Here is a 25,475-nt window from a genome sequence, read left to right on the forward strand (position 1 = left end):
CGGCAAAGGGAGCAGAGGCCGACAGCGACGATCTTTTGGGCCCCCTGACAACACTCCCGACCCGTCTTCGGACAGTCGCAGCCGCCCGCACCTCGCGTACGAGCAGACGGCGCGCCGGGAGAACAACCCGGGCCGGCCCCGTGCCGCTCGTGAACCCGTAGAGCCGATCCTCGGATCCGCTGCGGGAAGCGGCGGTGCCCGCTCGCCGAACCCCACCCGTGGCGCAACCATTGAAGGAGACGCGGACGGGATCCCTGGCGAAGAGCAGCACACACCGCACCCAGGTAGGAGAGATTCCTATGACCACGGCCAAGGACATCATGCACGAGGGCGCGCAGTGGATCCCCGAGACGGAGACGCTGCTCCACGCCGCGCAGCGGATGCGCCGACTGCACGTCGGCGCGTTGCCGGTCAGCGACGAGGACGAGCGGTTGTGCGGAATCATTACCGACCGTGACATTGTGGTGAAGTGCGTCGCCGAGGGCCACGATCCGAGCCAGTGCACCGCCGCGGACCTCGTCGAAGGAACGCCCCGCTGGATCGACGGCAACGCCAGCGTGGAAGACGTGATCACCGAGATGGGCACCCATCACATCCGCCGACTTCCGGTGATCGAGGACAAGAAGCTGGTCGGAATGATCAGCGAGGCGGACGTCGCGCGGAGCCTGCCCGAGGCGCAGGTACACGCGTTCGCCGCGCAGGTCTACGCGGCGCCGCCCCAGACATAGGCGGTCGGGGGCGGCTCCAACTCCGCGCCGCTCGGCTCGAAGCAGACCGTCCCAGTCCGCAGCGCCCTTGTGCGGGCCGCCCCCGGGCCGGGCTATCCTCCCCGCATGCGCAGACAGTTCACCGGCTGGCCGCCGCAGGCCATGGACGTGTTGTGGCAACTCCAGGGTGAACCGACCAAAGAGACCAGGGAGCGCTACCGCGCGGACCGCGAGCGCCTGGTCCGCCGGCCGATGATCGCCCTGCTCAACGACATCGCCGACACCGACCCCCGGTACGAGGACTTCTCGGTCTGGCACTTCCGTACCGGCTCCTGGTGGTGGCAGCACCAGAGCGCGGTGATCCGGCTCGGCCGCAAGGTCGAGATCGGGCTCCGGCTGTCCCTGGACGGCCTGCGGATCCAGGGCGCCTGGTGGTACCCCGACCCCGGCCAGGTGGACATGTTCCGCAGCGCTGCGGCCTCCGAGAACAGCGGCCGCGAACTGTCGGCCATCGTCAACGACGTACGGCACAAGGGCTACGACATCTCCGGGGACATGATGAAACGCCCTCCGCGAGGCTATCCGGCACACCACCCTCGCGCGGACCTGCTGCGCCACCGCTCGCTGATCGCCGCCCGTCACCTGGGCTGCGAGGAGTGGCTGCACACTCCCGAAGCGGCCGAGCGGGTACTCTCGGCGGCCGCCGATCTGGACGCTCTGCTGATGTGGCTGGCCCGCCACGTCGGTCGCACCGCCACCACCCCGGCCGACGGACCGGTCAACTGAAGCCGCCCGCCGGATCAGCGGCCACTGCACCTCTGCCGCATGAAGGACCCTTCCGCTCCGGGCCACCGGGCCGCTCGCCCCGGTGGCCCCATCGCGTCGCCGGCCGGGTTGTCGCCGGTTCCTGTGGATCGCGAGGGAAGCCTCAGGCGGCCCGTAGCCACTGGTCGAGGGCTGCGAGGTCGTCGGCGGCGAGGCCGAGGGACGGCGCGACGGGGTGGAGGAGGGCCGGGGCGGGGTGGTGGGCGTTCACCCAGTCCTGATCGGCGCCGGTGATCTCGTCGTCGACCCAGGCGAACGGGCGTCCGTCCGCCCATGCCGCCAGGGTCCGGGTCTTCCAGTGGAGCCCGTACCACTGGTCCTCGCGTTCATGCGCGTCGGAGGGGTCGGGCCAGTGCACGACCGGGAGGGGCGGCAGGCCGAGCCGCGGTGCTATGTGAGCGTTCGCTTCGTCCTCCCAGGTGGTGGCCCAGACCAGTTCGCACGGCAGGGCCGCGAGGAGGGGCCCCACGCGCGGGTCGAGCCGCGTCAGGTGCGGGTCTGTCGCGGCGCCCGACGGCTCGCGCTGCGGGCCGTCGCCGAACGGCAGGAGAGGTCCGTCAACGTCCAGGAACAGCAAGGGGCGTTCCTCGCGCTCGCTCATGCCGAAGCCTCCCGACGCAAGCCTCCTGTACAAAAGGATCGGGCTCCGAGTGAATTGACACTCGGAGCCCGATCCTGCGTATATTTGATTCTTCATGACTTTGACGAAAAGACATGAAGAGAAACTCTCTACGAGAAGCATATCGCGTCAGGAGTGGAATTGTCAAGCGAGGAAATGCGGCAGGAACAGCAATTCGTCACCGGCCTCTACGCACGGCTCGATCTCCTCAGGAAGCAGGCCGAGGAGTCGGTGCGTGCCGCGCTCGCGCAGGTGGGGAACGGTTTCCAGGCGAGGATCGAGCGGGACGTCCTGGTGGCGGAACAGTCCGGGCTGCTCAGTGCGATTCAGATGGGGGAGAACGGGCTGTGCTTCGGGCGCATCGATTTCCGGGACGGCCGTAGCCACCACATCGGACGCATCGGAATTCGCCAGGACGACGAATCCCGCACACCGCTGGTCATCGACTGGCGGGCAGATGTGGCGCGCCCCTTCTATCTGGCAACCGGCCACACCCCGATGGGGCTGCGGCGACGGCGGCACATCACCACGCAGGGGCGCACCGTCACCGCGCTCCACGACGAGCTGATGGATCTCGCCGACCAGACCCGCACCGGACACGAGGGCGCCGACGCCGACGAGGTCCTGCTGGCCGCACTCGACGCGTCCCGCACGGGCCGGATGCATGACATCGTCCGGACCATCCAGGCCGAACAGGACGCCATCATCCGGGCGCCGCACCAGGGCGTGCTGGTCGTCGAGGGCGGTCCCGGCACCGGGAAGACCGTCGTCGCGCTGCACCGCGCGGCGTACCTGCTGTACGAGCACCGGGAACTGCTGGCCCGCCGCGCGGTGCTGATCGTCGGCCCGAACCCGGCCTTCCTGAGCTACATCGGCGATGTGCTGCCGTCCCTGGGCGAGACCGGGGTGCTCCTGGCCACCGTCGGTGAACTCTTCCCCGGCGTGCACGCCACCGGCACCGACAGCCCGGCCGCCGCCGAGGTCAAGGGCCGGGTCGGGATGGCCGGGGTGCTGGCCGAGGCGCTGCGGGACCGGCAGACCGTGCCCGAACGGGCGACCGAGATCGACCATGAGGGGTACGGGACGCTCCTGCTGGACCGGGCCATGGCCGAGGACGCGCGCCACCGGGCGCGCGAGAGCGGGCTGCCCCACAACCTGGCCCGCCCCGTCTTCGCGTTCCACATCATCGACGCGCTGACCGCGCAACTGGCCGAGCGGATCGGCGCGGACCCGTTCGGCGGCCCCAATCTGCTGGGGCCCGACGACCTCGCCCAGATGGGCAAGGAGATCGCGACGAGCCGGGAGGTCCATGCCGCCGTCGACGAGCTGTGGCCGCAGCTCTCCCCGGAGGATTTCGTCGCGGACTTCCTCGCGGAGCCGGTCCATCTCGACGACGAGTCGGCCGAACTGATCCGCCGGCAGGAGGGGGAGTGGACCCCGGCCGATGTGCCGCTCCTCGACGAGGCGGCGGAGCTGCTCGGCGAGGACGACAGTGCCGCCCGTGCCGCCGCCGAGGCCGAGCGGCAGGAGCGGATCGCCTACGCACAGGGGGTGCTGGACCTCTCGGCGGGCTCGGAGACGTACGAATTCGAGGACGAGGAGTCCGAAGTCCTCGCCGCGCACGACATCATCGACGCCGAGCGGATGGCCGAACGCCACGAGGCGGCCGACCACCGCACCGCCGCCGAACGGGCGGCGGCCGACCGGACCTGGGCGTTCGGCCACATCGTCGTCGACGAGGCGCAGGAGCTCTCGGCGATGGCCTGGCGGCTGCTGATGCGGCGCGTCCCGACCCGCTCCATGACCCTGGTCGGGGACCCCGCCCAGACCGCGGAGTCGGCCGGCCTCGGCTCCTGGCAGCGCATTCTGGAACCGTACGTGGGCGACCGCTGGGAGCACGTACGGCTGGGGGTCAACTACCGTACGCCCGCCGAGATCATGGAGGTGGCGGCCGGGTTCCTCCGGGCGCACGACCCGTCGTTCGTGCCGCCCGGTTCGGTGCGGTCGACCGGGGTGCGGCCCTGGGCGCTGCGGGTCGCCGGGGACGGGCTCGCCGCCGCCGTGGCCCGGGAGGCCGCGGCGGCCGGGGGCGGGGGACGGGTCGCCGTCGTCGCTCCGGCCGCGCTGCACGCGTCACTGCTGGCTGAGCTGCCGGACGCGGGGCACGGGGCGGCGCCCGACCTCACCCGGGACGTGGTGCTGCTGGACGCGCGGCAGGCCAAGGGCCTGGAGTTCGACACCGTGCTGGTCGTGGAGCCGTCCGCGTACGGGGTGAGCGATCTGTACGTCGCGCTGACCCGCGCCACCCAGCACCTCGGGGTGGTGCACACCGGCGATCTGCCCGGGGCGCTCGGGGGACTGCTGGAGGAGGCGCGCCGCTGAGTCCCGCTGCCTGCCGGGCCCCTGACGCGGTCGGGGGCCCGGGCCGGCCCTGTTCCCCGGCCACCCCGTCCGAACCGGCGAGCACGGTCACCGGACGGCGGCCCGGGGCCGCCCGCCGAGGGACTTGCCGGAGGACCCGCGGGAGACGTCCCGGCGGTCGCGCCGTGCGGGGCGGAAGGAACCCTTGTTACGTTCCCACCACGTGGTCATGGAGCCACCGTCATACGGCGTCTCCACAGTGCCATGCATGAACACGACCACGAGCGGGACATTGAACCCGGGGCCAGCCGCACGCCGGAACCGGAGCCCGGAACCCACCTCGAAGACCACGTTCCGCACCACCTCGGAGTGGGTGCCCCACCCGGGCCCCGGGCGGCGGCGCGCCGTCTCCGCCATGCTGGCGCTCTCCGTCGCCGGCACGCTGTTCGTCCCCGGGGCGGCCGCCGCGCAGGGACGGCCGACGGGCACCGTCTCCGTACCGCCGATCCGCTGGGGCACCTGCCCGCCGGCCGAGCCGCCCTACCCCGACCCCAGCCCGAGGGCGCAGTGCGCGACGGTCGAGGTTCCGGTGGACTGGGCGGAGCCGGACGGCCCGAGGACCGGCATCTTCGTCGCCCGGTACCGGGCCACCGACCCGGCACGGCGGATCGGCGTCCTGATGTCGAACCCGGGTGGTCCCGGGGCGGCCGGGGCCGACGACGCGCTGTACGCGGACGACCCGACCGAGGGCTACACCCCGCGGATGCTCCGGCGTTTCGACATCATCGGCTTCGACCCGCGTGGCATCGGCCGCAGCCGGAACGCCGAATGCGACGAGACGATCAGCGCCTCGATCCCGGCCCGCCCCCGCGACGCCGCCGAGTTCGAACGGCTGCGCACGCTCAACGGCCGGCTCGCGGACAGCTGCCTGGAACGGACGGGCCCGCTCGCCGCCCAACTGGACGGCGAGAGCGTCGCCCGCGACATGGACGCGATCCGCGCCGCCCTCGGCGAACGCAGCATCAGCTTCATCGGCCACTCCTACGGCACCTTCCTCGGCGAGCGCTACGCACGGCTCTTCCCGGACCGGGTGCGCGCCCTCGCCCTCGACAGCGCGATGGACCCGGACCGGCCGGACGCCGAGCGCTACCTCACCGACGGCAGCGTCACCATCGACAACACCCTGAAACGGCTCGCGGCCTGGTGCGACACGGACACGGCATGCGCACTGCACGGCAGGGACCTCACAGCCGTCACCGACACGCTGTTCGCGCGGGCCGACGCCGGCACCCTCCGCGAGCCCGGCCCGAACGGTCCGACCCGGACCAGGGTCGACGCCGACAGGCTCTCGGACTTCCTGACCTTCGCGCTCGGCAAGGGGAGCCGGGAAGAGACGGCACGCCAACTGGCCGCCCTGGACACGGGGAAGGGCGAGGTCCGATGGGTACCCGTCGGCGCCCAGTCGTTCCCGCGGCTCGTGCTCTGCCGGGACTACGACTTCCGGATCCGCGACTACGCCCACTACCGGGCCATCCGGGAGAGGGTCGCGAAGGCGGCCCCGCACGTCCGCTACAACGCCCAGTCCCTGGACACCGTCCTCGGCTGCCAGGGCTGGACCGCGCCGCCGAAGCCGCGGCCCGCCCGTGTACAGGGCCCACTCCCGCCCGTCCTCGTGGTCAACGCCACCCACGACCTCGCCACCCCCCTGCCGGGCGCGCGGCGGATGGCCCGCTCCTTCCCCCGGGCGTCCCTGTACACCATGGACGTCGTGGGCCACTGGCTCTACCGCAGAGGCGGGACGGAGGAAGCGATGCGCGTGATCGACTCCTACCTCACCAGCCCGAACGGCTGACCGGAGAGACCGTCCGGTTCCGTCGGCCGGTGTGGACGGGTCCTTCTGCGAGCACCCCTGGCCGCGACCTCGGACGGGACGTGCGGCGCGGTCAGGGGCCGGGGCGGAGCACGGCCGCGACGAGCCGGACCAGGCAGTCGCGGTACTGCCGCTCGGCCAACCCGGCGTCGAGGACGAGTTGTTCGTACCCCTCGGGGGAGAGGACGAACGACAGGGTCGCTGCGGCCTCCTCGCCCACGGACTCGTCGACCAGGCCACGGGCGCGCAGCCGTGCGACGGTCTCGCGGATGTCGGTGCGGCGGCGGTCGAGCAACTCGTCCAGGACGGCCCGGACGTCGGCCTCCGTGTCCGCGGCGCCGACGAAGGCGCGCCACAGCCGTGCCGAGCGGGCGTTGGCGGCGGCGATCAGCTCGATTCCGGCGGCGAGGTAGGCCTCGCCCTCCAGGTGCTCGATGGCTGTGAACGGCTCGCGCTCCAGCAGCGGCACCGGTCCCTCGGCCCCGGCGAAGGTCTGCTCGAAGGCGGCCAGCAGGAGGGCGCGCTTGGGTCCGTACCCCTTGACGGTCTCGACCGAGACGCCGGCGTCCTCGGCGATCCCGGTCAGCTTCGTCCGCCCGTATCCGTGCTCCGCGAAGCGGTCCGCGGCCGCGGCGAGGACCCGCCGCCGGGTTGCCTCGGCCTGCTCCGCGCGCAGTGCCGACCGGTAGCCACGGCGTTCCGCCCCACTCATTTGACCTTCCTCGGGGTGTAGTCAATACTCGCTGGTGTTAGTGAATGCTAGCGGAGGGGGAAGGCGCACATGCCCGGAGTTCTCATCTGCTCGTCGCCCGCGGAAGGGCACGTCACCCCGCTGCTCGCGGTCGCCCGTGGCCTGGTCGGGGCCGGACACCGCGTGACGCTGCTGACGGGCCGTCGCTTCGCCGACCGGGTCCGGGCCGCCGGGGCCGACTTCGCGCCGCTGCCGCAGGCGGTGGACTTCGACGACACCTGGGCCGACTCCCACCCGGAGCGGGCGGGGAAGCGCGGCCTCGCGGCGATGCGATTCGACCTGGACCACATGTTCTTCCGGGCGGCGGAACCGCAGTACGAGACCGTCACCGCGCTGATCGACGCGCACGGCATCGATGTCGTACTCGCCGAGCCGTTGTTCCTCGGTGCCGCCCCACTGGCCCTCCTGCCCCGTGACCGGCGCCCGCGCCTGATGCTGGCGGGGATCGTGCCGCTGCCGCTGACGGGCCCCGAGGTCGCTCCGTTCGGGCTCGGCCTGCCGCCCCGCGGCGGCCCGCTCGGCCGACTGCGCAACCGGGTGCTGACCACGCTGGTGCGGCGGGTGGTCTTCCCGGCGCAGCAGCGGGACCTTTCGGAGCTGTGCCGGCGGATCACCGGCCGTCCGCTGCCCGGACTGTTCCTCGACTGGCCCGCACTGGCGGACGACCTGGTGCAGCTGACCGTTCCGGCCTTCGAGTACCCGCGCCCCGGCGCGGCCGCGCCCGTCCACTTCATCGGCCCGCTGGCCCGCAGTTCCACCGGCGACCATCCGCTGCCCGACTGGTGGAGCACGCTCGACCGCGAACGCCCGGTCGTCCTGGTCACCCAGGGCACGGCGGCCAACACCGATTTCGACGAGCTGATCAATCCGGCGGTGGCGGCGCTGGCGGGCGAGGACGTGACCGTGGTCGTCGCCACCGGCGGCCGTGGGACCCCCGCCTGGCGGGCCGGGCTGCCGGGCAACGTGCGAACGGCCTCCTTCCTCCCGTACGACGAACTGCTGCCGCGCACCGCCCTGATGATCACCAACGGCGGGTACGGCGGCGTGCACTTCGCGCTGCGCCACGGTGTCCCGCTGGTGGTCGCCGGGGCCACCGAGGACAAGGCCGAGGTGGCGGCGCGGGTCTCCTGGTCGGGAGCGGGCATCGGGCTGCGCACCAACCGCCCGTCGGCCAGGACCCTGGGCGCGGCGGCCCGCCGGGTGCTGGCCGAGCCGGGCTACCGGCGCCGGGCCGGAGTCCTGGCCGAACAGATCGCGGCGGCGGACGGGGTCGCCGCCCTCGCCGCCCTGATCGAGCCGGGGGACCCGGCCTGACACGCCGTCCGGGGCCCGCCCGCACAGCTTCGTCGAGCGGTCGTCGGGAGCCCGCGGCGACCGGTCACAGACCGTCGTCCACGGGAACGTCCTGGGGCTCCAGCGTGAGGCCCGAGCTTCTGGCCTGCTCCACGATCAGGGCGGCGAAGTCCTCCCCGACGTGCCCCGCTCCGATGGCGGCGGCGACCAGTTGGGCGGTGGCGGCGGCGAGCGGCATCGGGACCTCCAGCTCGCGGGCCGCGGAGAGTCCCAGGTCGAGGTCCTTGCGCAGCAGCGGCATGGTGAACGTCGGTGTGAAGTCCAGATGCACCAGCGCGGGTGATTTGTAACGGGTGAAGGCCGAGCCCATCACGGAGTTGTTGAGGAACTCCAGGAAGGCGGCACGGCTGACGCCGCCCTTCTCCGCGAGAACGGTGATCTCGGCGAGCGACTGGGTGACGACACCGAGAAAGACGTTGTGCGCGAGTTTGACGAGGCGGGCGGCTTCGCCCTCGCCGACATGGGTCACCCCGCGGCCCAGCGCGGAGAGCAGCGGTTCGACCCGGGTGAACACCTCCTGGGGGCCGGAGACCGCGATGGTCAGTCCGCCCGCGGCGATCACCTTCGGATTCCCGCTCAGCGGGGCGGCGAGGAACTCCGTCCCGCGTTGCGCGGCCTCGTCCCGGATCAGTGCCGACATCCGCGCGGAGACCGTGGAGCTGTCGACCAGTACCCCCGGAGCGGCGGCCGACGAGGTCAGCACACCGTTCGGTCCCGTGGTGACCGCCTGGAGATCGGGCGAGGCGGAGACCGTGGTGAAGACGACGTCCCGGTCGGCCAGGTCGGCCGGGACGTCGACGACCTCCGCCCCGCGTTCGGCCAGCGGCTCGGCCTTGGCCCGCGTACGGTTCTGCACCGCCACGTCGTATCCGGCGTCCAGCAGCCGGGCGGCGAGCTGGAAGCCCATGCGGCCGGTGCCGATCCAGCCGACGCGCGGGCGCTGCCGGGCCGCGTCCGTCATGGCCGTACCTCGTTCCTGGGAGATGGCTCGGTGCGCGCGGTCCGGGGGAACGCGGCGGACGCCGGGCGGGCCCGTGGCCGCGTACGCGCACCCACGAGTCTGCCGCCCCGCCCCGCCCGCCCCGCCCGCCCCGCCCCGGACACGGCCGCGGGCACCCCGGATGGGGGACACCTTCCTACGCGGACGGCTCCCGCCCGATGGTCACCGGCCGTTCCGGCACGTGGTCACGGAGCGCCGAAGGGCGCGCGCACCCGTTTCACCACTTCTTCACAGAACGGGCAGTCGGCGTCGAATGCCGGAATCCACTCGGTCACAAGCGTCACCCCATGTCTGTCCGACGGTCCGTCTCATGGTGCTCGTCCGGTGTGCGTTGTCACGCCGGTCCGCGGCGCGCCCGTCGGATGCCTCCGCGCGCGCCCGGTTCCAACCGGGCGGAGAGTATTCCCCCGGGCGTCCGGGAGCGTCAATCGGGCGCGGCGACGGGACGGGGTGCGGGAGACGTTCCCCGTAGCAGGTCGGCGGCGCCCGCCGCGGGTCGGCTGTGGGCCACCCGCTTTGCTCCGCCCCATCGCTCTGCGGCTACTTTGTAGGCAGCACAAATGGAGCGGGCCCGTGGCGGCCGAGACGCACGGGGGACGGGGAGGTCGGGAAGAGTGGCGCTGCGCGGAGGTGATCCGGTCGAGGTCGGCGGTTATCCGCTGGAGGCCCGGCTCGGCTCGGGCGGGATGGGTACGGTCTTTCTCGCCCGTACGAGTTCGGGGCGGCCCGTGGCGATCAAGGTGATCCACCAGCAGTTCGCGGCGGACGACGAGTTCCGGATCCGCTTCCGCCAGGAGGTCGCGGCGGCCCGACGGGTGAGCGGCGCGTTCACCGCCGCCGTGGTCGACGCCGACCCCGAGGCCGACCAGCCGTGGATGGCGACGGCCTTCATCGAGGGGCAGACACTCACCCAGCGCATCGCCGCGGACGGCCCGCTGGACGGGGTGGAGCTCAGGCGGCTGGCCATCGGGCTGGCGGAGGCGCTGCGCGACATCCACCGGGTGGGGGTGGTCCACCGCGACCTGAAGCCCTCGAACGTCGTGCTCTCGCCCGAGGGGCCGAGGGTCATCGACTTCGGCATCTCGCGCGCCACCGACCAGCAGACGCTGACGATGACCGGGCGGATCATCGGCACGCCGCCGTTCATGTCGCCGGAGCAGCTCCAGGCGCCGCGCGGTGTGGGACCGCGCTCCGACGTCTTCTCGCTGGGCACGCTGCTGGTGTACTCGGCGACGGGCCACGGCCCCTTCGACGCGGACAGCCCCTACATGACGGCGTACCAGGTGCTGCACGAGGAGCCGTCGCTGGACGCCGTGCCGACGGCCCTGCGCACGGTCGTCGAGCTGTGCCTGGACAAGGAGCCCGGGAAGCGCCCCTCGGCGGACGAACTCCTCGTGCTGCTGCGGGACCTGCCGGCCGACCTCGGCGGCGTCGGCGACACCGGCGCGAACGGGACCGGCGCGGGTCACACCCGCGACGTGAGCACCCAGCACCACCTCGCGACGCGGGACACCCCGGCGCCGACCGAACCGGCCCCCGCCGAACCGGCCCCCGTCCCGGTCCCGGCCGGATCCGGCGAGGCCGGGACCGCCACCGGCCGCCGTCCGCACCGCCGATGGCGCCCCGTGCTCGCGGCCGCGGTCGCGGTCGCGGCGATCGGCGGGGGCGCCGCCGCACTGACGGTGGCCGGCCTCGGCACGAAGGGCGGTGGCAAGGGGGACAGTGTCGCGGCCCCGGTCGCACCGCTTCCGGACGGTTTCAAGCCATGGCACACGGTCGCGCTGGGCGCCCGCGAGGACATCCCCGACGAGCTGCGCTGCGTCGCCCACGGAGACGCGGTGTTCTGCGGGGGCGGCGGTGTGGTCGCGACCCGGCTCAGTGCCGTGGACGGCTCGCGGGCGTGGACGGTGAAGAGTCCGGGCGTCCCCGTCCAGGGCATACACCTGGTGGGCGCCACGGACGACACGGTGCTCGGCTACCGCGTCGCCGCCCAGGGCGAAGCGGTGGGCTCTCCCATCGAGGTGGTGGCGGTCGACGCGGACAGCGGACGGGAGCTGTGGTCCACGCCGTCCGGCGCCCAGTCGCAGGCCGTCACGGGCCGGTCCATGGACGCCCTGGTGCTCGGTTCGTCCGTCGTGACGGTCGATGTCTCCAACTCCCGCCTCGAATACCGGGACGCGCACAGCGGAAAGGTCACCTGGACCACACCGTTCCCCGCGGACTCGTGGTGCGCTCCCGTCCCGATGGGCTCGCGGCTGCTCGCGATGTGCGCGCCCGCGGGCGAGGCGAACGCCGTGGAGGTCCGCCACTTCACCCTGTACACGGTCGACCGGGCCTCGGGGAAGCTGGGCGGAGCCATCGAGGTGGACGGCGCCGCCGTGCCGATGGGCGTCGCGGACGGCAGGCTCGTGTTCCTGCGGGAACAGCGGGAAGGGACGGACCTGTCCGGGTACGACGGGGTGGTGCGGGTCGACCCGGACTCGGGGAAGGTCACGCACTCCCGGCTGGCCGAGCCGTACGCGGGGACGCCGGGCATGGTGGACGGCACCCTCTACGTCAGCGGCCAGACCGGTCGCATCACGGCGCTCGACCCCATGACCGGCCGGACGAAGTGGGCACGGCAGACCGGTGTGGAGGGCGCGTCCGGCCCCGCCGCGGGTACCGGCGCCCTGTACTTCAGCTCGGCCACCGGCCGGGTGGTCGCACTGTCGCCGAAGGACGGCACGGCCCTGTGGACGACGAACCCGCAGGCGGACGGCCTGACCGGCGAGCTGGGCGCCACCCCGCGCGTGACCGTCGTCGGGCGGATCGTGGTCGTGACCGCGGCCCGGAACACACTCTTCGCCTTCGACACGGAGAACCCGCCGAAGGCGGGCTGACCCGGGCGGCGCGGGACCCCCGCCGCCGATACCGATACCGACCGCGGGCACCAGCACCGGCCCGGCCGAAATCCTCGGCCGGGCCGGTGCGGCATTTCACTCACCGCACTCGTGGGCGGCCGGGTCCACCACGACACGGTCGAGCAGTTCCCGCAGCAGGGTTTGTTCGGCTTCGGTGAGACCACCGAAGATCTCGCGCTCGGCCTCGCGCACCGCCTCGTCCATGCGCTCCAGGACCCCCTGGCCCGCCGGAGTGATCTCGACGATGTGCCGCCGCCGGTCGGCGGGGTCCCGTCGGCGCTCGCACAGCCCCGACGACTCCAACTCGTTGAGTACTGCAACGAGTTGACTCGGGTCGATCTCCATCGCGGCCGCCAGCTCGCGCTGACTGGTGGCGCCGGGGGCCAGTCGCATCAGGGTCATCGCCTGGCGTGGGGGCAGCCCGACCACGCCCAGGGCGGCGCGGATGCGTACGCCGGTGAGCTCTCCGCGGAAGGAGAGGAGAAAGCCGAGTCGGTCGTCCGGTCGCGCAGCTGCCATGACGCCACCGTAACAGCGACTCCATTGTGGATTGCGAGTAATCATTGATATCGTTCAACGATTGCTTCTCATTGATCATTGGAGTTGTTCCATCGTGTTCATCGGATATGTCGTCGTCGCCGTGCTGCTCGCGCTCGCCTCCGCCGGCTCCGCCTTCCTCACGTTCACCCGAAACCCCCAGGTCGTGGGCAGCATGGCGAAGGTGGGCGTGCCGGAGTCCTGGCTTCCCCGGCTCGCCACCGCGAAGGCGGCGGGCGCGCTCGGCCTGCTCGCGGGTCTGGTGGTCGCACCGCTCGGCATGGCCGCGGCCGTGGGGCTGGTGCTCTACTTCGCCGGAGGCGTCATCGCCCACCTGCGCGTGAAGGACTACGCCGTGGCGCCGGTGGTCGTGCTCACCCTGCTCGCGGTCGCCGCGCTGGTGCTGCGTGTGGCCTCCGCCTGATCCGCCCTCGTTCCGCCGGGCGGCGACGCGATGTGCTCGCGCCCTCGCGGTGGGTACGCCACGTCGGGGCCCCGCGGAATGACCTTAGTGTGGACCTCATCGGGGGCCGCGCGATGCCTGGCCCGGAAGAGCCGGACCACGCGAGGAGACCAGCATGTCCGCACGACCCAACGAATACGGCCAGCCCGTCGGGCCCCCGCTGCCCGGCTGGACGGGCGTTCCCGCGCCCGGCCGGGTCACCCTTGAGGGCCGCTTCTGCCGGGTGGAGCCCCTGGACGCGGACCGCCATGCCGACGACCTGTACGCGGCATTCGCCCGCGCGACGGACGACAGCGACTGGACCTACATGACGGTCGGCCCCTTCGACGACCCGGCCGGCCACCGCGCCCACCTGGCGGAGGCGGCGCGGGCGGACGACCCCCTGACCTACGCGGTCGTCGACCTGGGCACCGGCAGGGCCGTGGGCACTCTCGCCCTGATGCGCCAGGACCCGTCCAACGGCGTCGTCGAGGTCGGCAGCGTCACCTTCTCGCCCCTTCTCAAGCGGACCCCGGTGTCCACCGAGGCCCAGTTCCTGCTCATGTCCTACGTCTTCGACGAGCTCGGCCATCGCCGCTACGAGTGGAAGTGCGACAGCCTCAACGCGCCCTCGCGCAGGGCGGCCCTGCGGCTGGGCTTCACCTTCGAAGGGATCTTCCGCCAGGCCGTGGTCTACAAGGGCCGCAGCCGCGACACCGCCTGGTACTCCGTCATCGACGCCGAGTGGCCGCGCGTCGGCACGGCGCTGCGGCAGTGGCTCTCGCCCGGCAATTTCGACGCGGAGGGCCGCCAGAAGAGGTCCCTGGCCGACGTTCGCGCCGCCGACGGGGCGCCGGGGCACTGACAGGCCACTCGCGGGTGACCCGTCCGCCGCCACCGGAAGGACCGGTTGGGCCGCACGGCCCCGGTCACGTACGGGAGTCCCGTCCGGTCGGCCGTGCGACCGACGCCGGGCCCTGGCCGCTGGTCCGGGGCACCGGGCGGGGGAGCGGAGCCCGGACGCGGCGGACCACGCCCGCCTCGTGGGCGGTGATGGCGGCCTCGACCCGGTTGCGTACCCCGAGCTTGGCGAGGATCGCGCTCACGTGCGCCTTGACCGTGCTCTCCACCAGGAACAGCTCCGCCCCGATCTCGGCGTTGGACAGTCCGGCCCCGAGGAGGGCCAGTACGTCCAGCTCCCGCTTGGTGAGGTGCTCCACGGCCTGCCGCGACGGCGTCCCGTGCCCCGCCCGGCCGGTACGCAGCGCGTTGACCACCCGGGCCGCCACCCTCGGTGAGAGGTAGGCGCCCCCGGCGGCCACCGCCCGTACCCCGTTGAGCAGCTCACGGGGGTCGTCGGCCTTCAGCAGGAACCCGCTGGCCCCGTCGTGGAGCGCGCGGACGACGAACGCCTCCTCGCCGAACGTGGTCAGCATGATCACCGCCGCGCCGGGGCGGTCGCGGTACATCTGCGCGGCCGCGTCCAGGCCGTCCAGCCGGGGCATCTGGATGTCCAGCAGGGCCACGTCGGGCCGGTGCAGACGGGCCAGCTCCACGGCCGCCCGGCCGTCGGCGGCCTCCGCGACCACCTCCATGCCCGGATGCCGGGCCAGGATCGCGCGTACTCCGGAACGGATCATCGCCTCGTCGTCGGCGAGCAGGATCCGTAGCGGTCGCGCCTCCCCGGCCTCCTCGTCCTCCCGTGTCTCCCGCACAGGACGACCCTAAGCGGTGAACGCGCCCTCCGGGCCGGGATCTGACGCCACCCCCGACGAAAGCAGGGGGTCCTCCCGGCGAACGACCGATGTGCCTGACCCGGTCGCTTCCTAGCGTGACGGGAGTACGAGTGAGTCGAAGGGACAACCAATGATCAGCCTGCGAGGCCTGACCAAACGTTACGGCGGAACCGTCGCCGTGGACGGTCTGACCCTGGACATCGAGGGAGGCCGGGTGACCGGATTCCTGGGGCCCAACGGCGCCGGGAAGTCGACCACCATGCGCATGATCCTCGGCCTGGACCGCCCGTCCGGGGGCGAGGCGCTCATCGGCGGAAAGCCGTACTCCTCCTTCCGGCACCCGGTCCGCGAGGTCGGCGCGCTGCTGGACGCCAAGGCGCTGCACCCGGGCCGCTCCGCCCGCGCCCACCTGGTGGCGCAGGCCCGCAGCAACGGCATTCCGCCGCGCCGGGTCGACGAGGTGCTGGAGACCGTCGGTCTGGCCGGGGTGGCGCGCCGCCGGGCCGGGGCGTTCTCCCTCGGCATGTACCAGCGGCTGGGGATGGCGGGCGCGCTGCTCGGCGACCCGGAGGTGCTCATCCTCGACGAGCCGGTCAACGGGCTCGACCCCGACGGCGTCCGCTGGGTGCGCGAGCTGGTGCGGTCCCTGGCGGCGGAGGGCCGGACGGTCTTCCTGTCCAGCCACCTGATGAGCGAGATGCAGCTGACCGCCGACCAGTTGGTGGTCATCGGCCGGGGCAGGCTCCTGGCCGACACCCCGATGGCCGAGCTGCTGGCCGGCGGCTCCCCGGCGTCGGTGCGGATCCGCGTCCCCGACCCGGACGGACTGCGCCTGCTGGCCGGCCGGCTGCGCGAGGACGGCGGGGCGGAGGTGGAGACGGCGGCCGACGGCGGGCTCGTCGTGAACGGCCGCGACGCCGGGGAGATCGGCGACCTGGCCCACCGGCTCGGTGTCCGGTTGCACGAACTGCGCACCGAATCCGCCTCGTTGGAACAGGTCTACATGGAACTGACCGCGCGGAGCGTGGAGTACGGGACGGGGAGGACGGGGACCGGCGAAGCCGGACCCGGCGAGAAGCGGGGAGAGGGCGCATGAGCGTGGAATCGGCCGTCGTGGACGGCGAACGGCGGGAGCGCCCGGACCGCGGCCGTCCGGAACAGGACCGCAGCGGTGGCGGGTTCGCCGGTGCGTTCGCCGCGGAGTGGACCAAGCTGTGGTCCATCCGCACGCCCTACGTCTGCCTGGCCGCCGGTCTGGTCGTCACGGCGGTGTTCACCTTCTACTACGGGTCGATCGCCCGGATCAACGACAAGCCGGTCCAGCCGGTGGGCAACGCCCCGGTCTCCTCGGTGGCCCTCACCCAGTTCGTCCTGGTGGTCCTCGCGGTGACCGTGGTGACCAGCGAGTACACGACCAGCAGTGTGCGGAACTCGCTGCTGTGGGTGCCGGTCAGACACCGGGTGCAGGGGGCCAAGGCGCTGCTGAGCGCCGTGGTGGGCTTCGTGGCGGGCACGGTGTTCGGTGTGCTGGGCACCGCCGTCGCCTGGGGCCCGTTCCGGGGGCATGCCGAGTTCGAGGCGTCCGGAACCGCCTCCCGGATCCTCGCCATGGGCGTCTACTGCGCGCTGATCGGGGTGCTGGCGGTGGGGGTCTCGTTCGCCGCGCGGGCCGCGGCGGGTGCGGTGGCCGCCCTCTTCGTCCTGATCACCGCGCTCCCCGCGATGCTGGTCGGGCTGGGCGGCCCGGCGCTGCTGGCCGTCAACGACTATCTGCCGCAGACCGCGGGCGGGTACTTCATGCTCGGTGACGGCAACGCCCCCTATCCGGCCCCGGTGGGCCTTCTGGTCCTGCTGGCGTGGACGGCCGCCGCCCAGGTGGCCGGTGCCTGCGTGCTCCGGCACCGGGACGCCTGACCCGGGCCCCGGGACGTCATACCGGGCCGCCCGGTATGACGTCCTTGGCGACCAGCCGGCCACCGGAGAAGCACAACCGGTACAGGTCGGCCTGGTCGAGAAGGCTGCCGTTCGACCGGTAGAACACGCAGGTGCTGCCGTACGGGCGGGGGACCGCGCGTGCCGCGTCCGACGGGTAGCGGTATCCGCGCGGCGGCAGGAGGCGGACGAACTCGGCCCGGTCCTGGCCGATCCGGACGGCGGCGTAGTCCACCGGGCGCAGTATGCACGTCGACAACTGGTAGGCGAGGTACCCGGCAGCCGGAAGGACCGTCGCGGCGAGGGCCGCCGGGGCGACGAACGCCACCGCGAACCGCAGCCTGACCTCGCGCCGCGCGTCCCGCATCCGGCGCGCCGACTCCGCCCCGTCGTCCCGGCCGTCCGGCACGGCACGGTCCGGAGGCGTGCCGCCCACCCGGTCCGGCATCACGGCGGTGACCCGGAACCCCCGCTCGAACGGTCCGGCGCGCAGCACCCCGCCGAGCGCGCCCACCCGTTCCCGCAGCCCGGTCAGACCCCGGTTGCCCGGCACCTGCCCGGGCAACGGGCCCGCCGGAGGAGCCGCGTTGACCACCTCGACCTCGGTACGGCCGTCCGCATGGGTGATCCGGACACGTACCGCACTGCCGGGGGCGTGCTTCGCCGCGTTCGTCAGGGACTCCTGCACCACCCGGTACACGGCGTGTCCGACCAGCGGGGAGAGGGACGGGCTGTCACCCTCCCGGACCAGCTCCACCACGACACCGGAGGCCCTCGCCCGGTCCAGGAGCTCCTCGACGGACTCCACGGAGGAGTCCTCGGGGCCCGCGTCCGGCCCCTCGCGCAGCACCGTCACCGTCTCCCGCAGATGGTCGACGGCCTCCGACACCGTCCCGCGCAGCTCCGCCGCATCGGCGCGGTCCCGGTCGGTCAGGTCCGGTGACAGTTCCAGGGCGCCCGCCCGCAGGGCGATCAGGCTCAGTACGTGCCCGAGGGAGTCGTGCATGTCGGCCGCGATACGCGTCCGCTCCCGCAGCCGGGCCTGCTCGGCGACGAACCGCTGCCGCTCCTCCAGGTTCCGCGCCAGCCGCCACCCGTCCGACACCAGGGCACGCCGTGCCTGCTGGTAGCGGCCGACGAGCCACGGCACCAGCAGGGCGACCGGCAGCACGGTGACCGCGTAGAACCACCAGATCGCGCCCTGCCCGAGCACCGCGCACACCGCGAGGTCGACGGCCAGGCACGAGGCGAGCACCACCAGCGGAACGCGCACCTCCCGCACTCGGGCGCCCAGCAGGCACGTCATCGCGCCGAGCCCCAGGGCGGCGGCGTTGGCCGGGTCCGACGCGTCGGCCAGGCCCAGCGCGCACAGCCCGTTCACGGCGACCACGGCGGTGCCCGGCCAGCGGCGGCTCGCCGGAACGGCCACCGCCAGGACGAGAAGGGGCGCCACCAGGTCCCGTACCGCCGAGGGGGCCAGCGCGGACCGGAAGTCCCACACCACCGCACCGGCCAGCGCCACCCACAGCGCCGCGTCGAAGAGCCGGGCCCGCCCGGTCCCCGGCGGCGGTCCGGGGGGTGCGCCGCCGGTCACCGTTCCGTCCCGGCACCCGGCCGGTCGTGCGGCACCCGCCCGGCGGCCGGGCCCGTCGACCGGCTCACAGGCCGGTGACCCTGGCGCTCGCCGACAGCTCGTAGACCAGGGTGACGGTGCGTCGGCCGCCGGGCGGGAGGGGGACGGTCCAGTGGACGATGCCCTCGGCGTCGACCTCGTCCGGGGCGGGGGAGCAGGACTTCTCGCGCAGCCGGACCTCCACCGCCGAGACCTCCGCAACCGGGATCCGTTCGCGGACGGCGACGGTGCGTTCGTCCCGCTCGCCGGGGGCCGAGAACCGGGACAGGTCCAGTCGGACGGTGCGGGTGACCACGGTGCGCTGGGTGAGGCCGGTGGTGTCGCGGGACTCCTCGGTACGGCGGACCACCCGGTAGTCGTCGCAGCTTCCGAAGGCCAGCTCCACCGGGGCGCCGGGGGCGGTGAACTCCAGTGCGCCGCGCCCGGCGAAGCCGCTGTCCCGGACCAGGTCCACGGGCCCGGCGAGCAGGGCGTGGCCGGACCGGTTGTCGAACCGCACCACCCGGGTGACCAGCGGCGAGAGTTCGGGGACGCAGGCATACTCGGCGGGCGCGGCCGTGCTGAACACGGAGACGGGCACCCGGTGGGCCCGGCCGTCGCCCGGCACCGAGACCGGCGCGGGGGCCCGCAGCACGCGGGTCTCGCCGCCGTCGTCGACCCCGGGCAGGCCGAGCACCGGGGCGGGGCCCAGGTCCGCGATCTCCTCCTCGCGCAGCTCCACCTCGACCGTGCGGCGCTCGTGCGGGGGACGGTCCGTCAGGACCAGCCGGTCCTCGACCAGCCGGGGCGGCTCGGCGGCCAGGGACGAACGGGCCGTCGACAGGGTCAGCCGCACGTCGGACCAGTCCTCGCCGGTGTGCTGCCAGACCACCGCCTCGGTCTCCAGCGTCAACGTGTCCCCGTCGAGCACCGCCCGGTAGGCGGGGCGCCACAGGGCGCACGGGGTGAGGTGGCTCAGCCGCAGGGTGACTTGACCGGCCGCCTCCGCCGCCACGGTCAGCTCGATGTGGCCGACCAGCTCGGCCGGTTCCTCCTCGGCGAGGTCCAGGGCGTGCCGGGTCGCGGCGAGTTCGGTGGTGAGCGCCCTCAACCGGGCCTCGCAGGCGCGGAGCCGCTCGGCGTACGTGTCGCGCTCCTCGTCGGCGCGGTCCAGCTCACGCGTCCAGCGCGCGAGCTCGCTCTCCCCGGAACCGGCACCCTCGCCGATCTCCCGCAGCAGGTCGGCGGCGAGACGGCCGAGGACGTCGAGCCGGGTACGGAGCCGGTCGCGCCGCTGTTCCAGCTCGCGCTGCTCCGTCTTCAGGGCGTGGAGTCGGTGGCGCAGGGCGGAGTCGCCGTCGGCGGGCGGCCGGGGCCCGCGCGGGGTCCAGGTGCGGACGATCCGGGCGTCGAGCACGGTCGCGGGGGGACCGGAGACCAGCTCGGCGTGGAGGGTCCGGTCGACGGCCGCCGCGCCGACCGGGCCGAGGCGCAGCCGCTGGACGCCGGCCGCCAGGTCCAGTACGGCGGTCCGCTCCACCTGGGCCCGGTCCTCCAGGCAGGTGACGGCGGTGACGGGAAGGGCGATCGGCTTCGGGGGCGTGGACATGGTGTGTTCAGCTCCTGCGGTTGCCGCCGGCCAGGGCCTTGCCGGCCGGGATGCGGATCTCGTAGCCGCCGTCGAGGGCGGCGGTGGCGCCCGGGGGCAGGTCGAGCCGCCAGACGCGGGTGCCCGGCGGGTGCGGGTCGGGTCCGGCACCGTCCTCCGGGGCCGTCCAGTCGGCCCGCTCCTCGATCCGGACGTTCGGGTCGGAGGTGACCGGCACCCGCTCGCGCACCTCCACCGTGACCGGCCGGGCCAGCCGGTTGGCCAGTTCGACCTGGACGTGGTGGTCGAGCACCGTGGTCGTGCCGCGCAGGCCGGAGGCCGACTCGTCCAGCCGCGTGCGACGGGTGACGCGGACGGCCTCCGCCGGGCCGAGCCCCATCCGGCGCACCCCGCCCGGGGCGAGCGTGGGCAGCGCGGCGGTCAGCAGGAACTCGTCGTCGACGGTGACCTCCACCGGGCCGGCCAGCAGAGCCTGGTCGGTGGCGTTGGACAGGACCAGGGTCGCGTACACGGTCTGCTCCACGGACGGTACGCAGAGGTACTCGGTCCGCAGGCCGACCGGGATCTCCCCGACGGTGACGGTGTGCCAGGTGCCGTCGGACGGGATGTCGGCGCGGGCGGCGGCGTCGAAGCGGTGGTCGAAGGAGCCCGCCGACTCACGGGGCCGCACGGCGTGACCGGGCAGCGGCAGCGCGGCCACGGCCTCGGCGCGGCGGCGGTGCTCGGCCGTCACCGGGTCGAAGGCGGCGCCGGGGAAGAGCCTGCCCCGGCGGCCGCCCTGTTCGTCGGGGCCGCACAGGACGAGCCCGGCGTAGTCGAGTTCGGCGTCCCCGGGGCGCGGCGGTCCCGTCACCGGGGGAGGGGGCGGCGGTACGGCTCCGCCGGGCGCGGCCGGGACGGCGGAGCGGGCGGCGGCCGGGGCGGCCCCGTACCCGCCGGCCACCGGAGCCCCGGTCGGCGGCGGGGGCGGCGGAGGCGGCGAGGACGGCCGTACGGGACCGGCTCCGGCTCCGGCGGCCACCGCCAGGACGCCGGCCGGTGGCGGGGGCGGCCCCGCCGCGTCGTAGCCGGAGAACAGGTCGCCCAGCCCGGCCGGGGGCTCGCGCCAGCCGGAGGGCGCGGGTGCGGGCCGGCCGCGCCCGATCCGGAGCGAACGGAGCCTCGGCAGATCGGTACGGCGGCGGAGGTCGGCGGTGGCCAGGGCGATGCGCACGCCCGTCCAGTCCTCGCCGGTCCGCTGGGCGACCGAGGCGCGCAGCACCAGGCGTCCGCTGTCGTCGTCCCGACGGTGGCCCAGCCGGTACGTCGGCACCCAGACGGCGCCCGGCACTCCGTACTCCAGCTCCACCCCGGTGTCGCCGTCCCCGGCACCGTCGAGCGTCAGGACCGCGCGGACCGTGGTGTCCACACCGGGCGACGGCGTGTCGGTGGAGGCGCGTTCGAGGCGGTCGGCGGCGACGGTGAGCCGGTGCTCCGCCTCGCGCACCGCCTCCTCCAGCTCGACCAGACGGGCGTGCAGCCCCGTCAGCCGCCCGTCGACGAAGTCGGCGAGGGCCAGCCAGGCATCGGCGGCGGTACGGCGGTGCGGGTCCTCGCGCCTGCGGGCGGGCGGGACGGGCCGGAGCGCGGAGACCTCCTCGATCAGGCCCAGTTGCCGGTCCCGGCGCCCGCACACCGCGGCGTACTCCTCGGTCAGCCGCTCGAACTCGCGCCGGGGCCCCTCGGGCACCTCCGCGCCGGACGGCTCGGCCCCGACCTCCACCCGGGCCCCGGTGACCCGCGCCCCGGAGTCCCCCAGGACCCGGACCCGCAGCGAGCCGGGGTCCAGCGAGCGGGGCAGGCCCGTCACCCGTACCCGGCCGTCCGGCGGCACGCTGCCCCGGGCCAGGCGGCGGCAGAGGGCGCCCCGCGCGTACACCACGACCGAATCGAGGGCCGAGCCCCACTCCGGCAGCGAATCGAGCGAACCAGCCGTCATCCGTCCAGCCCCCCTTGACGTGTCCGTGTTGAGCGCAGCATAGGCGCCACGGCCGCCGGTCGGCCGGACACCCCCCGGACGCGCCAGGACACGTCGTGCGGCGCCGGGAACGGAAGGCGTCCGTTCGGACGGACGTCATCGGGAGTTTTTGATTTTTCCGATGAATGGGTGTTCCCGGCGCATTCACCGATGGTATTTCATGGGGGTCGGTAATTTCTTCAATCGGAGAGGGTCCCATGCGATCCATGAAGATCGTTCTCGGTATGGTTTCCGCCTTATTGGTCGGTGCGATATCGGCTGCCCCGGCACATGCGGCGGGCGGAAAGTACGTGGCGCTCGGCGACTCCTACGCGGTGGGCGTCGGCACCCGTACGTACGACAACTCCGGCGACGCCTGCCGCCGGGGACCGCTGGCGTACAGCAGGCTGTGGGCGGCCCAGCACACCGACTACGCCTTCGTCGAGGCCTCCTGCTCCGGCGACACCACCACGGAGCTGCTGGCCAACCAGGTGCCCCAGGTGACGGCGGACACCACCCTGGTGACGGTCCAGGTCGGCGGCAACGACGTGGGCTTCGTCGACGTGCTGAAGAACTGCATCCTCACCATCGACGACAAGGACTGCGTCGCGGGCGTCGACGCCGCGAAGGCCGCCGCGACCGGCTATCTTCCGGGCCGGCTCCAGCAGGTGTACGCCGCGATCCGGGCCCGCGCCCCCCAGGCCCGGGTCGTCGTCGTGGGCTACCCGCGCCTGTACACCATCGGCGGCAGCTGCGGCATCCTCGGGCTGAGCGACAAGGAGCGCACGGCGCTCAACTCGGCGGCCGACACGCTGGCCGGTGTGGAGTCGGCGGCCGCCTCCGCCGCCGGGTTCACCTATCTCGACCCGCGGTCCTCGTTCGACCCGCACAGCATCTGCTCCAAGGGCCCCGACTGGGTCACGAGCCTGGAGTGGAGCAAGCTGGACGAGTCCTACCACCCGAACACGGCCGGACACCGCGACGGATATCTCGCGCTGCTCAACGGTATTACCGGCTGAATCGGGCTCCCCTGATTTCCGGCGCGGTGAGACCTTGAAAAGGGCGTGCGAAATTCAGCGGCCGCGGGAACGGGAATTGAAATACCGGCCCTCCTGGCGGATGGAATGCGAAGCGCCTGCCATGGTGGGAATGCGGGAGAACGGATGAGGATCGGGGCGGGGGTGTTCGGCCGGTGGGCCGGGCGCCCCCGCCCTTGTGGGCGGGACGTTCCTCAGGACCGGCCGGCCGCGGCGCTCTCCACGAGATCGGCGGCGGCCCGCCGGCCGCCCGCCGCCCGCAGCGAGCGGCCGATGGCACGGGCGGCGGTGCGGTGGCCGCCGGTGTCGTCGAGCACGGTCTCCAGCGCCGTCCGCAGCCGGGCCGCGTCGACCCGCCCGAACCGCACCCGGACCCCGGCGCCCGCCGCGACGACCTGACCGGTGACGATCGGCTGGTCGTCCCGGATCGGCGCCAGGACCAGCGGCAGTCCGTGCCACAGCGACTCGCAGACGGTGTTGTGCCCGCCGTGCGACACCACCGCCGACGCCCGTGCCAGCAGCTCGAGTTGGGGCACGTGCCCGCGTACCAGGATGCCGTCCGGTACGTCCTCCAGCAGGCCGCCCGGGTCGGTGACCACGCCCTGGACCCGGTCGCGCAGCGCGTCCAGGGCGGTGACCGCCTCCCGCAGGAAACGGCCCCCCGCGTCGGTGTTGGCGGTGCCCAGCGAGACCAGCACCAGCGCGCGGTCCCCGTCCAGCTCCTCCCACGGGAAGTCGCCGTCGCCCGGGCGCTCCGCGATGACCGGGCCGACCAGCCGCACCCGGTCGTGCGGCAGCGGCGCGTCGCCGATCAGCTCGCGCCCGGTGAAGGCCACCACCCCGTACGGGGAGAACCGCGGGTCGCCCTCGGCGGCGGGGTCCCCGATACGGCGGCGCAGCCCGTCCAGCAGCTCCGCCAGCCACGCGCCGATCTTCGGGAACGCGGCGAGCGGATCGACCAGTTCGGCCGAGGTGCTGGCCGCGCTGACGTACGCGATGCCGCGCCGCTCCGCGACGAGCGCACCGGCCAGCGTGTGCTGGTCGGTGAGGACCGCGTCGGGCGCGAAGTCGTCGACGGCGGCCTCCACGCCCGGGGCCATGGCCTCGGCCAGCGGGACGAAGAAGTTCTCCCAGAGGAACCGGAACGCCGCCGGACCGGTCAGCCCCGGCGGCCGGACCATCCGCCCGTCGACCGGCATCGGGCAGTCGTAGATCCGCGCACCCCCGCCCACGAGCCGCCCGAGCTGCTCGGCGTTCCCGCACCAGGCGACGGTGTGGCCGCGCCCGGCCAGCTCCTCGGCCACCCCGACCAGCGGGTTGGTGTGGCCGACGAGCGGCGGCACGACCAGCAGGAACCGTGTCACCGCGCGACTCCCGCCGGGGTGTGCTCGGCGATCCACCCCAGGATCAGGTCACGGGTGACGGCGGGCTGTTCGACCAGGACCGAGTGGCCCTGCTCCGGCAGGACCACCGTGCGGCAGCCGGCCACCCGCTTCTCCAGGTCCGGCACCTGGGCGCTGAGCCCCGACTCGTCACCGAAGACGGCGAGCAGCGGGCAGGCCAGCGCCGACAGGTCGTCGTCGATGGTCCGGCTCAGCGGCACGTCCTCGGCGAGCGTCGTCGCCCGCAGGATGCGGCCCGCGTTGCGGGAGAGCCGGGCGGTGTGCGCGCCGTGGTGGGCGGCGATCCAGCTGATCGACTCCTCCAGGACCAGGTGCTCCTTGGCGTCCGCGAGCCCCGCCCGCATGTGCTCGTTCCACAGGGCGACCGGCGGTTCGGACTCGATCATGGTGATGGTGGCGACCCGGTCCGGGTACCAGGCGGCGAAACCGGCGGCGATCGTCCCGCCGAAGGAGTTGCCGACCAGATGCACCCGGCCGGTGACGTCCAGCCCGTCCAGCAGCGCCGCCAGGTCGTCGACGAACGCCTCCAGACGGTAGCCGGTGGCCGGCCGGTCGCTGCGCCCGTGCCCGCGCAGGTCGTACATGACGACGTCGTGCCCGGCGGCGGCGAAGGCGGGACCGAGTGTGAAGTAGTAGCTGGCGAGGCTGTCGGTGAGCAGCCCGTGGACGAGGACGACGACCTGGGGATCACCGCCGTGGGCGGGCACGGCGGTGGCCGGTAACCGCTGTACGTGGGTGATGATCTCGCCGGTACGGATCTTGGCCATGGGGGGTGGGCCTTTCGT

The 25,475-nt window shown here is 73.6% G+C and carries 21 protein-coding genes; 11 read left to right on the plus strand and 10 right to left on the minus strand.

Annotated features, from left to right (window positions below):
• Positions 1-299 precede the first annotated feature (299 nt).
• Together ACIQGQ_RS32070 and ACIQGQ_RS32075 are read left to right on the plus strand one after the other, a co-directional pair.
• Positions 300-728 (plus strand): CBS domain-containing protein, encoded by a 429-nt coding sequence (locus ACIQGQ_RS32070; protein WP_402402550.1) that lies wholly within the window; start codon positions 300-302, stop codon positions 726-728.
• A gap of 105 nt (positions 729-833) precedes the next feature.
• Positions 834-1,493, plus strand: coding sequence for a DUF2461 family protein (locus ACIQGQ_RS32075; RefSeq protein WP_402402553.1), 660 nt, complete (start codon positions 834-836; stop codon positions 1,491-1,493).
• A 142-nt stretch (positions 1,494-1,635) separates the two neighbouring features.
• Here ACIQGQ_RS32075 and ACIQGQ_RS32080 read toward each other — a convergent pair whose 3' ends face one another.
• A complete protein-coding gene (locus ACIQGQ_RS32080; RefSeq protein WP_402402555.1) occupies positions 1,636-2,133 on the minus strand; it encodes an HAD domain-containing protein in 498 nt (165 codons plus the stop codon).
• A 174-nt stretch (positions 2,134-2,307) separates the two neighbouring features.
• On the opposite strand from ACIQGQ_RS32080, the gene ACIQGQ_RS32085 reads away from it, so the two are divergent.
• Positions 2,308-4,533, plus strand: a complete 2,226-nt coding sequence (locus ACIQGQ_RS32085) for a HelD family protein (RefSeq protein WP_402402770.1) — start codon at positions 2,308-2,310, stop codon at positions 4,531-4,533.
• 247 nt (positions 4,534-4,780) lie between these two features.
• Positions 4,781-6,364, plus strand: a complete 1,584-nt coding sequence (locus ACIQGQ_RS32090; RefSeq protein WP_402402558.1) for an alpha/beta hydrolase — start codon at positions 4,781-4,783, stop codon at positions 6,362-6,364.
• Positions 6,365-6,455: 91 nt separating this feature from the next.
• On the opposite strand, the gene ACIQGQ_RS32095 is transcribed toward ACIQGQ_RS32090, so the two are convergent.
• Complete coding sequence (locus tag ACIQGQ_RS32095) at positions 6,456-7,094, minus strand: TetR/AcrR family transcriptional regulator (protein WP_402402560.1); 639 nt, start codon at positions 7,092-7,094, stop codon at positions 6,456-6,458.
• Between the two features lie 69 nt (positions 7,095-7,163).
• On the opposite strand from ACIQGQ_RS32095, the gene ACIQGQ_RS32100 reads away from it, so the two are divergent.
• Positions 7,164-8,447, plus strand: coding sequence for a glycosyltransferase (locus ACIQGQ_RS32100; RefSeq protein ID WP_402402562.1), 1,284 nt, complete (start codon positions 7,164-7,166; stop codon positions 8,445-8,447).
• A gap of 64 nt (positions 8,448-8,511) precedes the next feature.
• Here the strand turns inward: ACIQGQ_RS32100 and ACIQGQ_RS32105 are convergent, their stop codons facing one another.
• Positions 8,512-9,447 (minus strand): NAD(P)-dependent oxidoreductase, encoded by a 936-nt coding sequence (locus ACIQGQ_RS32105; RefSeq protein WP_402402564.1) that lies wholly within the window; start codon positions 9,445-9,447, stop codon positions 8,512-8,514.
• Positions 9,448-10,100: 653 nt separating this feature from the next.
• Between ACIQGQ_RS32105 and ACIQGQ_RS32110 the strand changes: the two genes are divergently transcribed.
• Complete coding sequence (locus ACIQGQ_RS32110) at positions 10,101-12,365, plus strand: PQQ-binding-like beta-propeller repeat protein (protein ID WP_402402567.1); 2,265 nt, start codon at positions 10,101-10,103, stop codon at positions 12,363-12,365.
• Positions 12,366-12,461: 96 nt separating this feature from the next.
• Here the strand turns inward: ACIQGQ_RS32110 and ACIQGQ_RS32115 are convergent, their stop codons facing one another.
• Positions 12,462-12,905, minus strand: a complete 444-nt coding sequence (locus ACIQGQ_RS32115; RefSeq protein WP_402402570.1) for a MarR family winged helix-turn-helix transcriptional regulator — start codon at positions 12,903-12,905, stop codon at positions 12,462-12,464.
• A 94-nt stretch (positions 12,906-12,999) separates the two neighbouring features.
• Between ACIQGQ_RS32115 and ACIQGQ_RS32120 the strand changes: the two genes are divergently transcribed.
• Positions 13,000-13,347 (plus strand): DoxX family protein, encoded by a 348-nt coding sequence (locus ACIQGQ_RS32120; RefSeq protein WP_402402572.1) that lies wholly within the window; start codon positions 13,000-13,002, stop codon positions 13,345-13,347.
• Between the two features lie 154 nt (positions 13,348-13,501).
• Positions 13,502-14,230 carry a GNAT family N-acetyltransferase gene (locus ACIQGQ_RS32125; protein WP_402402575.1) on the plus strand — a complete coding sequence of 243 codons (729 nt, stop codon included), beginning with the start codon at positions 13,502-13,504 and terminating at the stop codon, positions 14,228-14,230.
• 64 nt (positions 14,231-14,294) lie between these two features.
• Here ACIQGQ_RS32125 and ACIQGQ_RS32130 read toward each other — a convergent pair whose 3' ends face one another.
• The gene (locus tag ACIQGQ_RS32130) at positions 14,295-15,080 is read right to left on the minus strand and encodes a response regulator (protein ID WP_402402577.1); all 786 of its coding nucleotides are present in this window, start codon (positions 15,078-15,080) and stop codon (positions 14,295-14,297) included.
• A gap of 151 nt (positions 15,081-15,231) precedes the next feature.
• On the opposite strand from ACIQGQ_RS32130, the gene ACIQGQ_RS32135 reads away from it, so the two are divergent.
• Together ACIQGQ_RS32135 and ACIQGQ_RS32140 are read left to right on the plus strand one after the other, a co-directional pair.
• The gene (locus ACIQGQ_RS32135) at positions 15,232-16,197 is read left to right on the plus strand and encodes an ABC transporter ATP-binding protein (protein ID WP_402402580.1); all 966 of its coding nucleotides are present in this window, start codon (positions 15,232-15,234) and stop codon (positions 16,195-16,197) included.
• On the plus strand, positions 16,194-17,015 hold the full coding sequence (locus tag ACIQGQ_RS32140) for an ABC transporter permease (protein WP_402402582.1): 822 nt from the start codon (positions 16,194-16,196) through the stop codon (positions 17,013-17,015). Before ACIQGQ_RS32135 ends, ACIQGQ_RS32140 begins: the two co-directional genes overlap by 4 nt.
• Positions 17,016-17,031: 16 nt before the next feature.
• Here the strand turns inward: ACIQGQ_RS32140 and ACIQGQ_RS32145 are convergent, their stop codons facing one another.
• The 3 genes from ACIQGQ_RS32145 to ACIQGQ_RS32155 form a co-directional block, all read right to left on the minus strand.
• Complete coding sequence (locus ACIQGQ_RS32145) at positions 17,032-18,627, minus strand: sensor histidine kinase (protein ID WP_402402584.1); 1,596 nt, start codon at positions 18,625-18,627, stop codon at positions 17,032-17,034.
• A 64-nt stretch (positions 18,628-18,691) separates the two neighbouring features.
• Positions 18,692-20,254: a mucoidy inhibitor MuiA family protein gene (locus tag ACIQGQ_RS32150; protein ID WP_402402587.1), complete on the minus strand. Its 1,563-nt coding sequence runs from the start codon at positions 20,252-20,254 to the stop codon at positions 18,692-18,694.
• A 7-nt stretch (positions 20,255-20,261) separates the two neighbouring features.
• The gene (locus ACIQGQ_RS32155) at positions 20,262-22,232 is read right to left on the minus strand and encodes a DUF4139 domain-containing protein (RefSeq protein WP_402402589.1); all 1,971 of its coding nucleotides are present in this window, start codon (positions 22,230-22,232) and stop codon (positions 20,262-20,264) included.
• A gap of 245 nt (positions 22,233-22,477) precedes the next feature.
• On the opposite strand from ACIQGQ_RS32155, the gene ACIQGQ_RS32160 reads away from it, so the two are divergent.
• On the plus strand, positions 22,478-23,269 hold the full coding sequence (locus ACIQGQ_RS32160; RefSeq protein WP_402402592.1) for an SGNH/GDSL hydrolase family protein: 792 nt from the start codon (positions 22,478-22,480) through the stop codon (positions 23,267-23,269).
• Between the two features lie 212 nt (positions 23,270-23,481).
• On the opposite strand, the gene ACIQGQ_RS32165 is transcribed toward ACIQGQ_RS32160, so the two are convergent.
• Together ACIQGQ_RS32165 and ACIQGQ_RS32170 are read right to left on the minus strand one after the other, a co-directional pair.
• On the minus strand, positions 23,482-24,651 hold the full coding sequence (locus tag ACIQGQ_RS32165; RefSeq protein ID WP_402402595.1) for a glycosyltransferase: 1,170 nt from the start codon (positions 24,649-24,651) through the stop codon (positions 23,482-23,484).
• Entirely contained in the window at positions 24,648-25,457 is an 810-nt protein-coding gene (locus tag ACIQGQ_RS32170; RefSeq protein WP_402402598.1) for an alpha/beta fold hydrolase, read from the minus strand. Before ACIQGQ_RS32170 ends, ACIQGQ_RS32165 begins: the two co-directional genes overlap by 4 nt.
• Between the last annotated feature and the right edge of the window lie 18 nt (positions 25,458-25,475).

Source organism: Streptomyces sp. NPDC092952 (genome assembly GCF_044754785.1).
GTDB lineage: Bacteria > Actinomycetota > Actinomycetes > Streptomycetales > Streptomycetaceae > Streptomyces.

What these genes read in the sequence shown, in the direction of transcription:
- ACIQGQ_RS32070 (WP_402402550.1), top strand. Translation starts at nt 300, where the DNA reads ATGACCACGGCCAAGGACATCATGCACGAGGGCGCGCAGTGGATCCCC.
- ACIQGQ_RS32075 (WP_402402553.1), top strand. Translation starts at nt 834, where the DNA reads ATGCGCAGACAGTTCACCGGCTGGCCGCCGCAGGCCATGGACGTGTTG.
- ACIQGQ_RS32080 (WP_402402555.1), bottom strand. Translation starts at nt 2,133, where the DNA reads ATGAGCGAGCGCGAGGAACGCCCCTTGCTGTTCCTGGACGTTGACGGA.
- ACIQGQ_RS32085 (WP_402402770.1), top strand. Translation starts at nt 2,308, where the DNA reads ATGCGGCAGGAACAGCAATTCGTCACCGGCCTCTACGCACGGCTCGAT.
- ACIQGQ_RS32090 (WP_402402558.1), top strand. Translation starts at nt 4,781, where the DNA reads ATGAACACGACCACGAGCGGGACATTGAACCCGGGGCCAGCCGCACGC.
- ACIQGQ_RS32095 (WP_402402560.1), bottom strand. Translation starts at nt 7,094, where the DNA reads ATGAGTGGGGCGGAACGCCGTGGCTACCGGTCGGCACTGCGCGCGGAG.
- ACIQGQ_RS32100 (WP_402402562.1), top strand. Translation starts at nt 7,164, where the DNA reads ATGCCCGGAGTTCTCATCTGCTCGTCGCCCGCGGAAGGGCACGTCACC.
- ACIQGQ_RS32105 (WP_402402564.1), bottom strand. Translation starts at nt 9,447, where the DNA reads ATGACGGACGCGGCCCGGCAGCGCCCGCGCGTCGGCTGGATCGGCACC.
- ACIQGQ_RS32115 (WP_402402570.1), bottom strand. Translation starts at nt 12,905, where the DNA reads ATGGCAGCTGCGCGACCGGACGACCGACTCGGCTTTCTCCTCTCCTTC.
- ACIQGQ_RS32125 (WP_402402575.1), top strand. Translation starts at nt 13,502, where the DNA reads ATGTCCGCACGACCCAACGAATACGGCCAGCCCGTCGGGCCCCCGCTG.
- ACIQGQ_RS32135 (WP_402402580.1), top strand. Translation starts at nt 15,232, where the DNA reads ATGATCAGCCTGCGAGGCCTGACCAAACGTTACGGCGGAACCGTCGCC.
- ACIQGQ_RS32140 (WP_402402582.1), top strand. Translation starts at nt 16,194, where the DNA reads ATGAGCGTGGAATCGGCCGTCGTGGACGGCGAACGGCGGGAGCGCCCG.
- ACIQGQ_RS32150 (WP_402402587.1), bottom strand. Translation starts at nt 20,254, where the DNA reads ATGTCCACGCCCCCGAAGCCGATCGCCCTTCCCGTCACCGCCGTCACC.
- ACIQGQ_RS32155 (WP_402402589.1), bottom strand. Translation starts at nt 22,232, where the DNA reads ATGACGGCTGGTTCGCTCGATTCGCTGCCGGAGTGGGGCTCGGCCCTC.
- ACIQGQ_RS32160 (WP_402402592.1), top strand. Translation starts at nt 22,478, where the DNA reads ATGAAGATCGTTCTCGGTATGGTTTCCGCCTTATTGGTCGGTGCGATA.
- ACIQGQ_RS32170 (WP_402402598.1), bottom strand. Translation starts at nt 25,457, where the DNA reads ATGGCCAAGATCCGTACCGGCGAGATCATCACCCACGTACAGCGGTTA.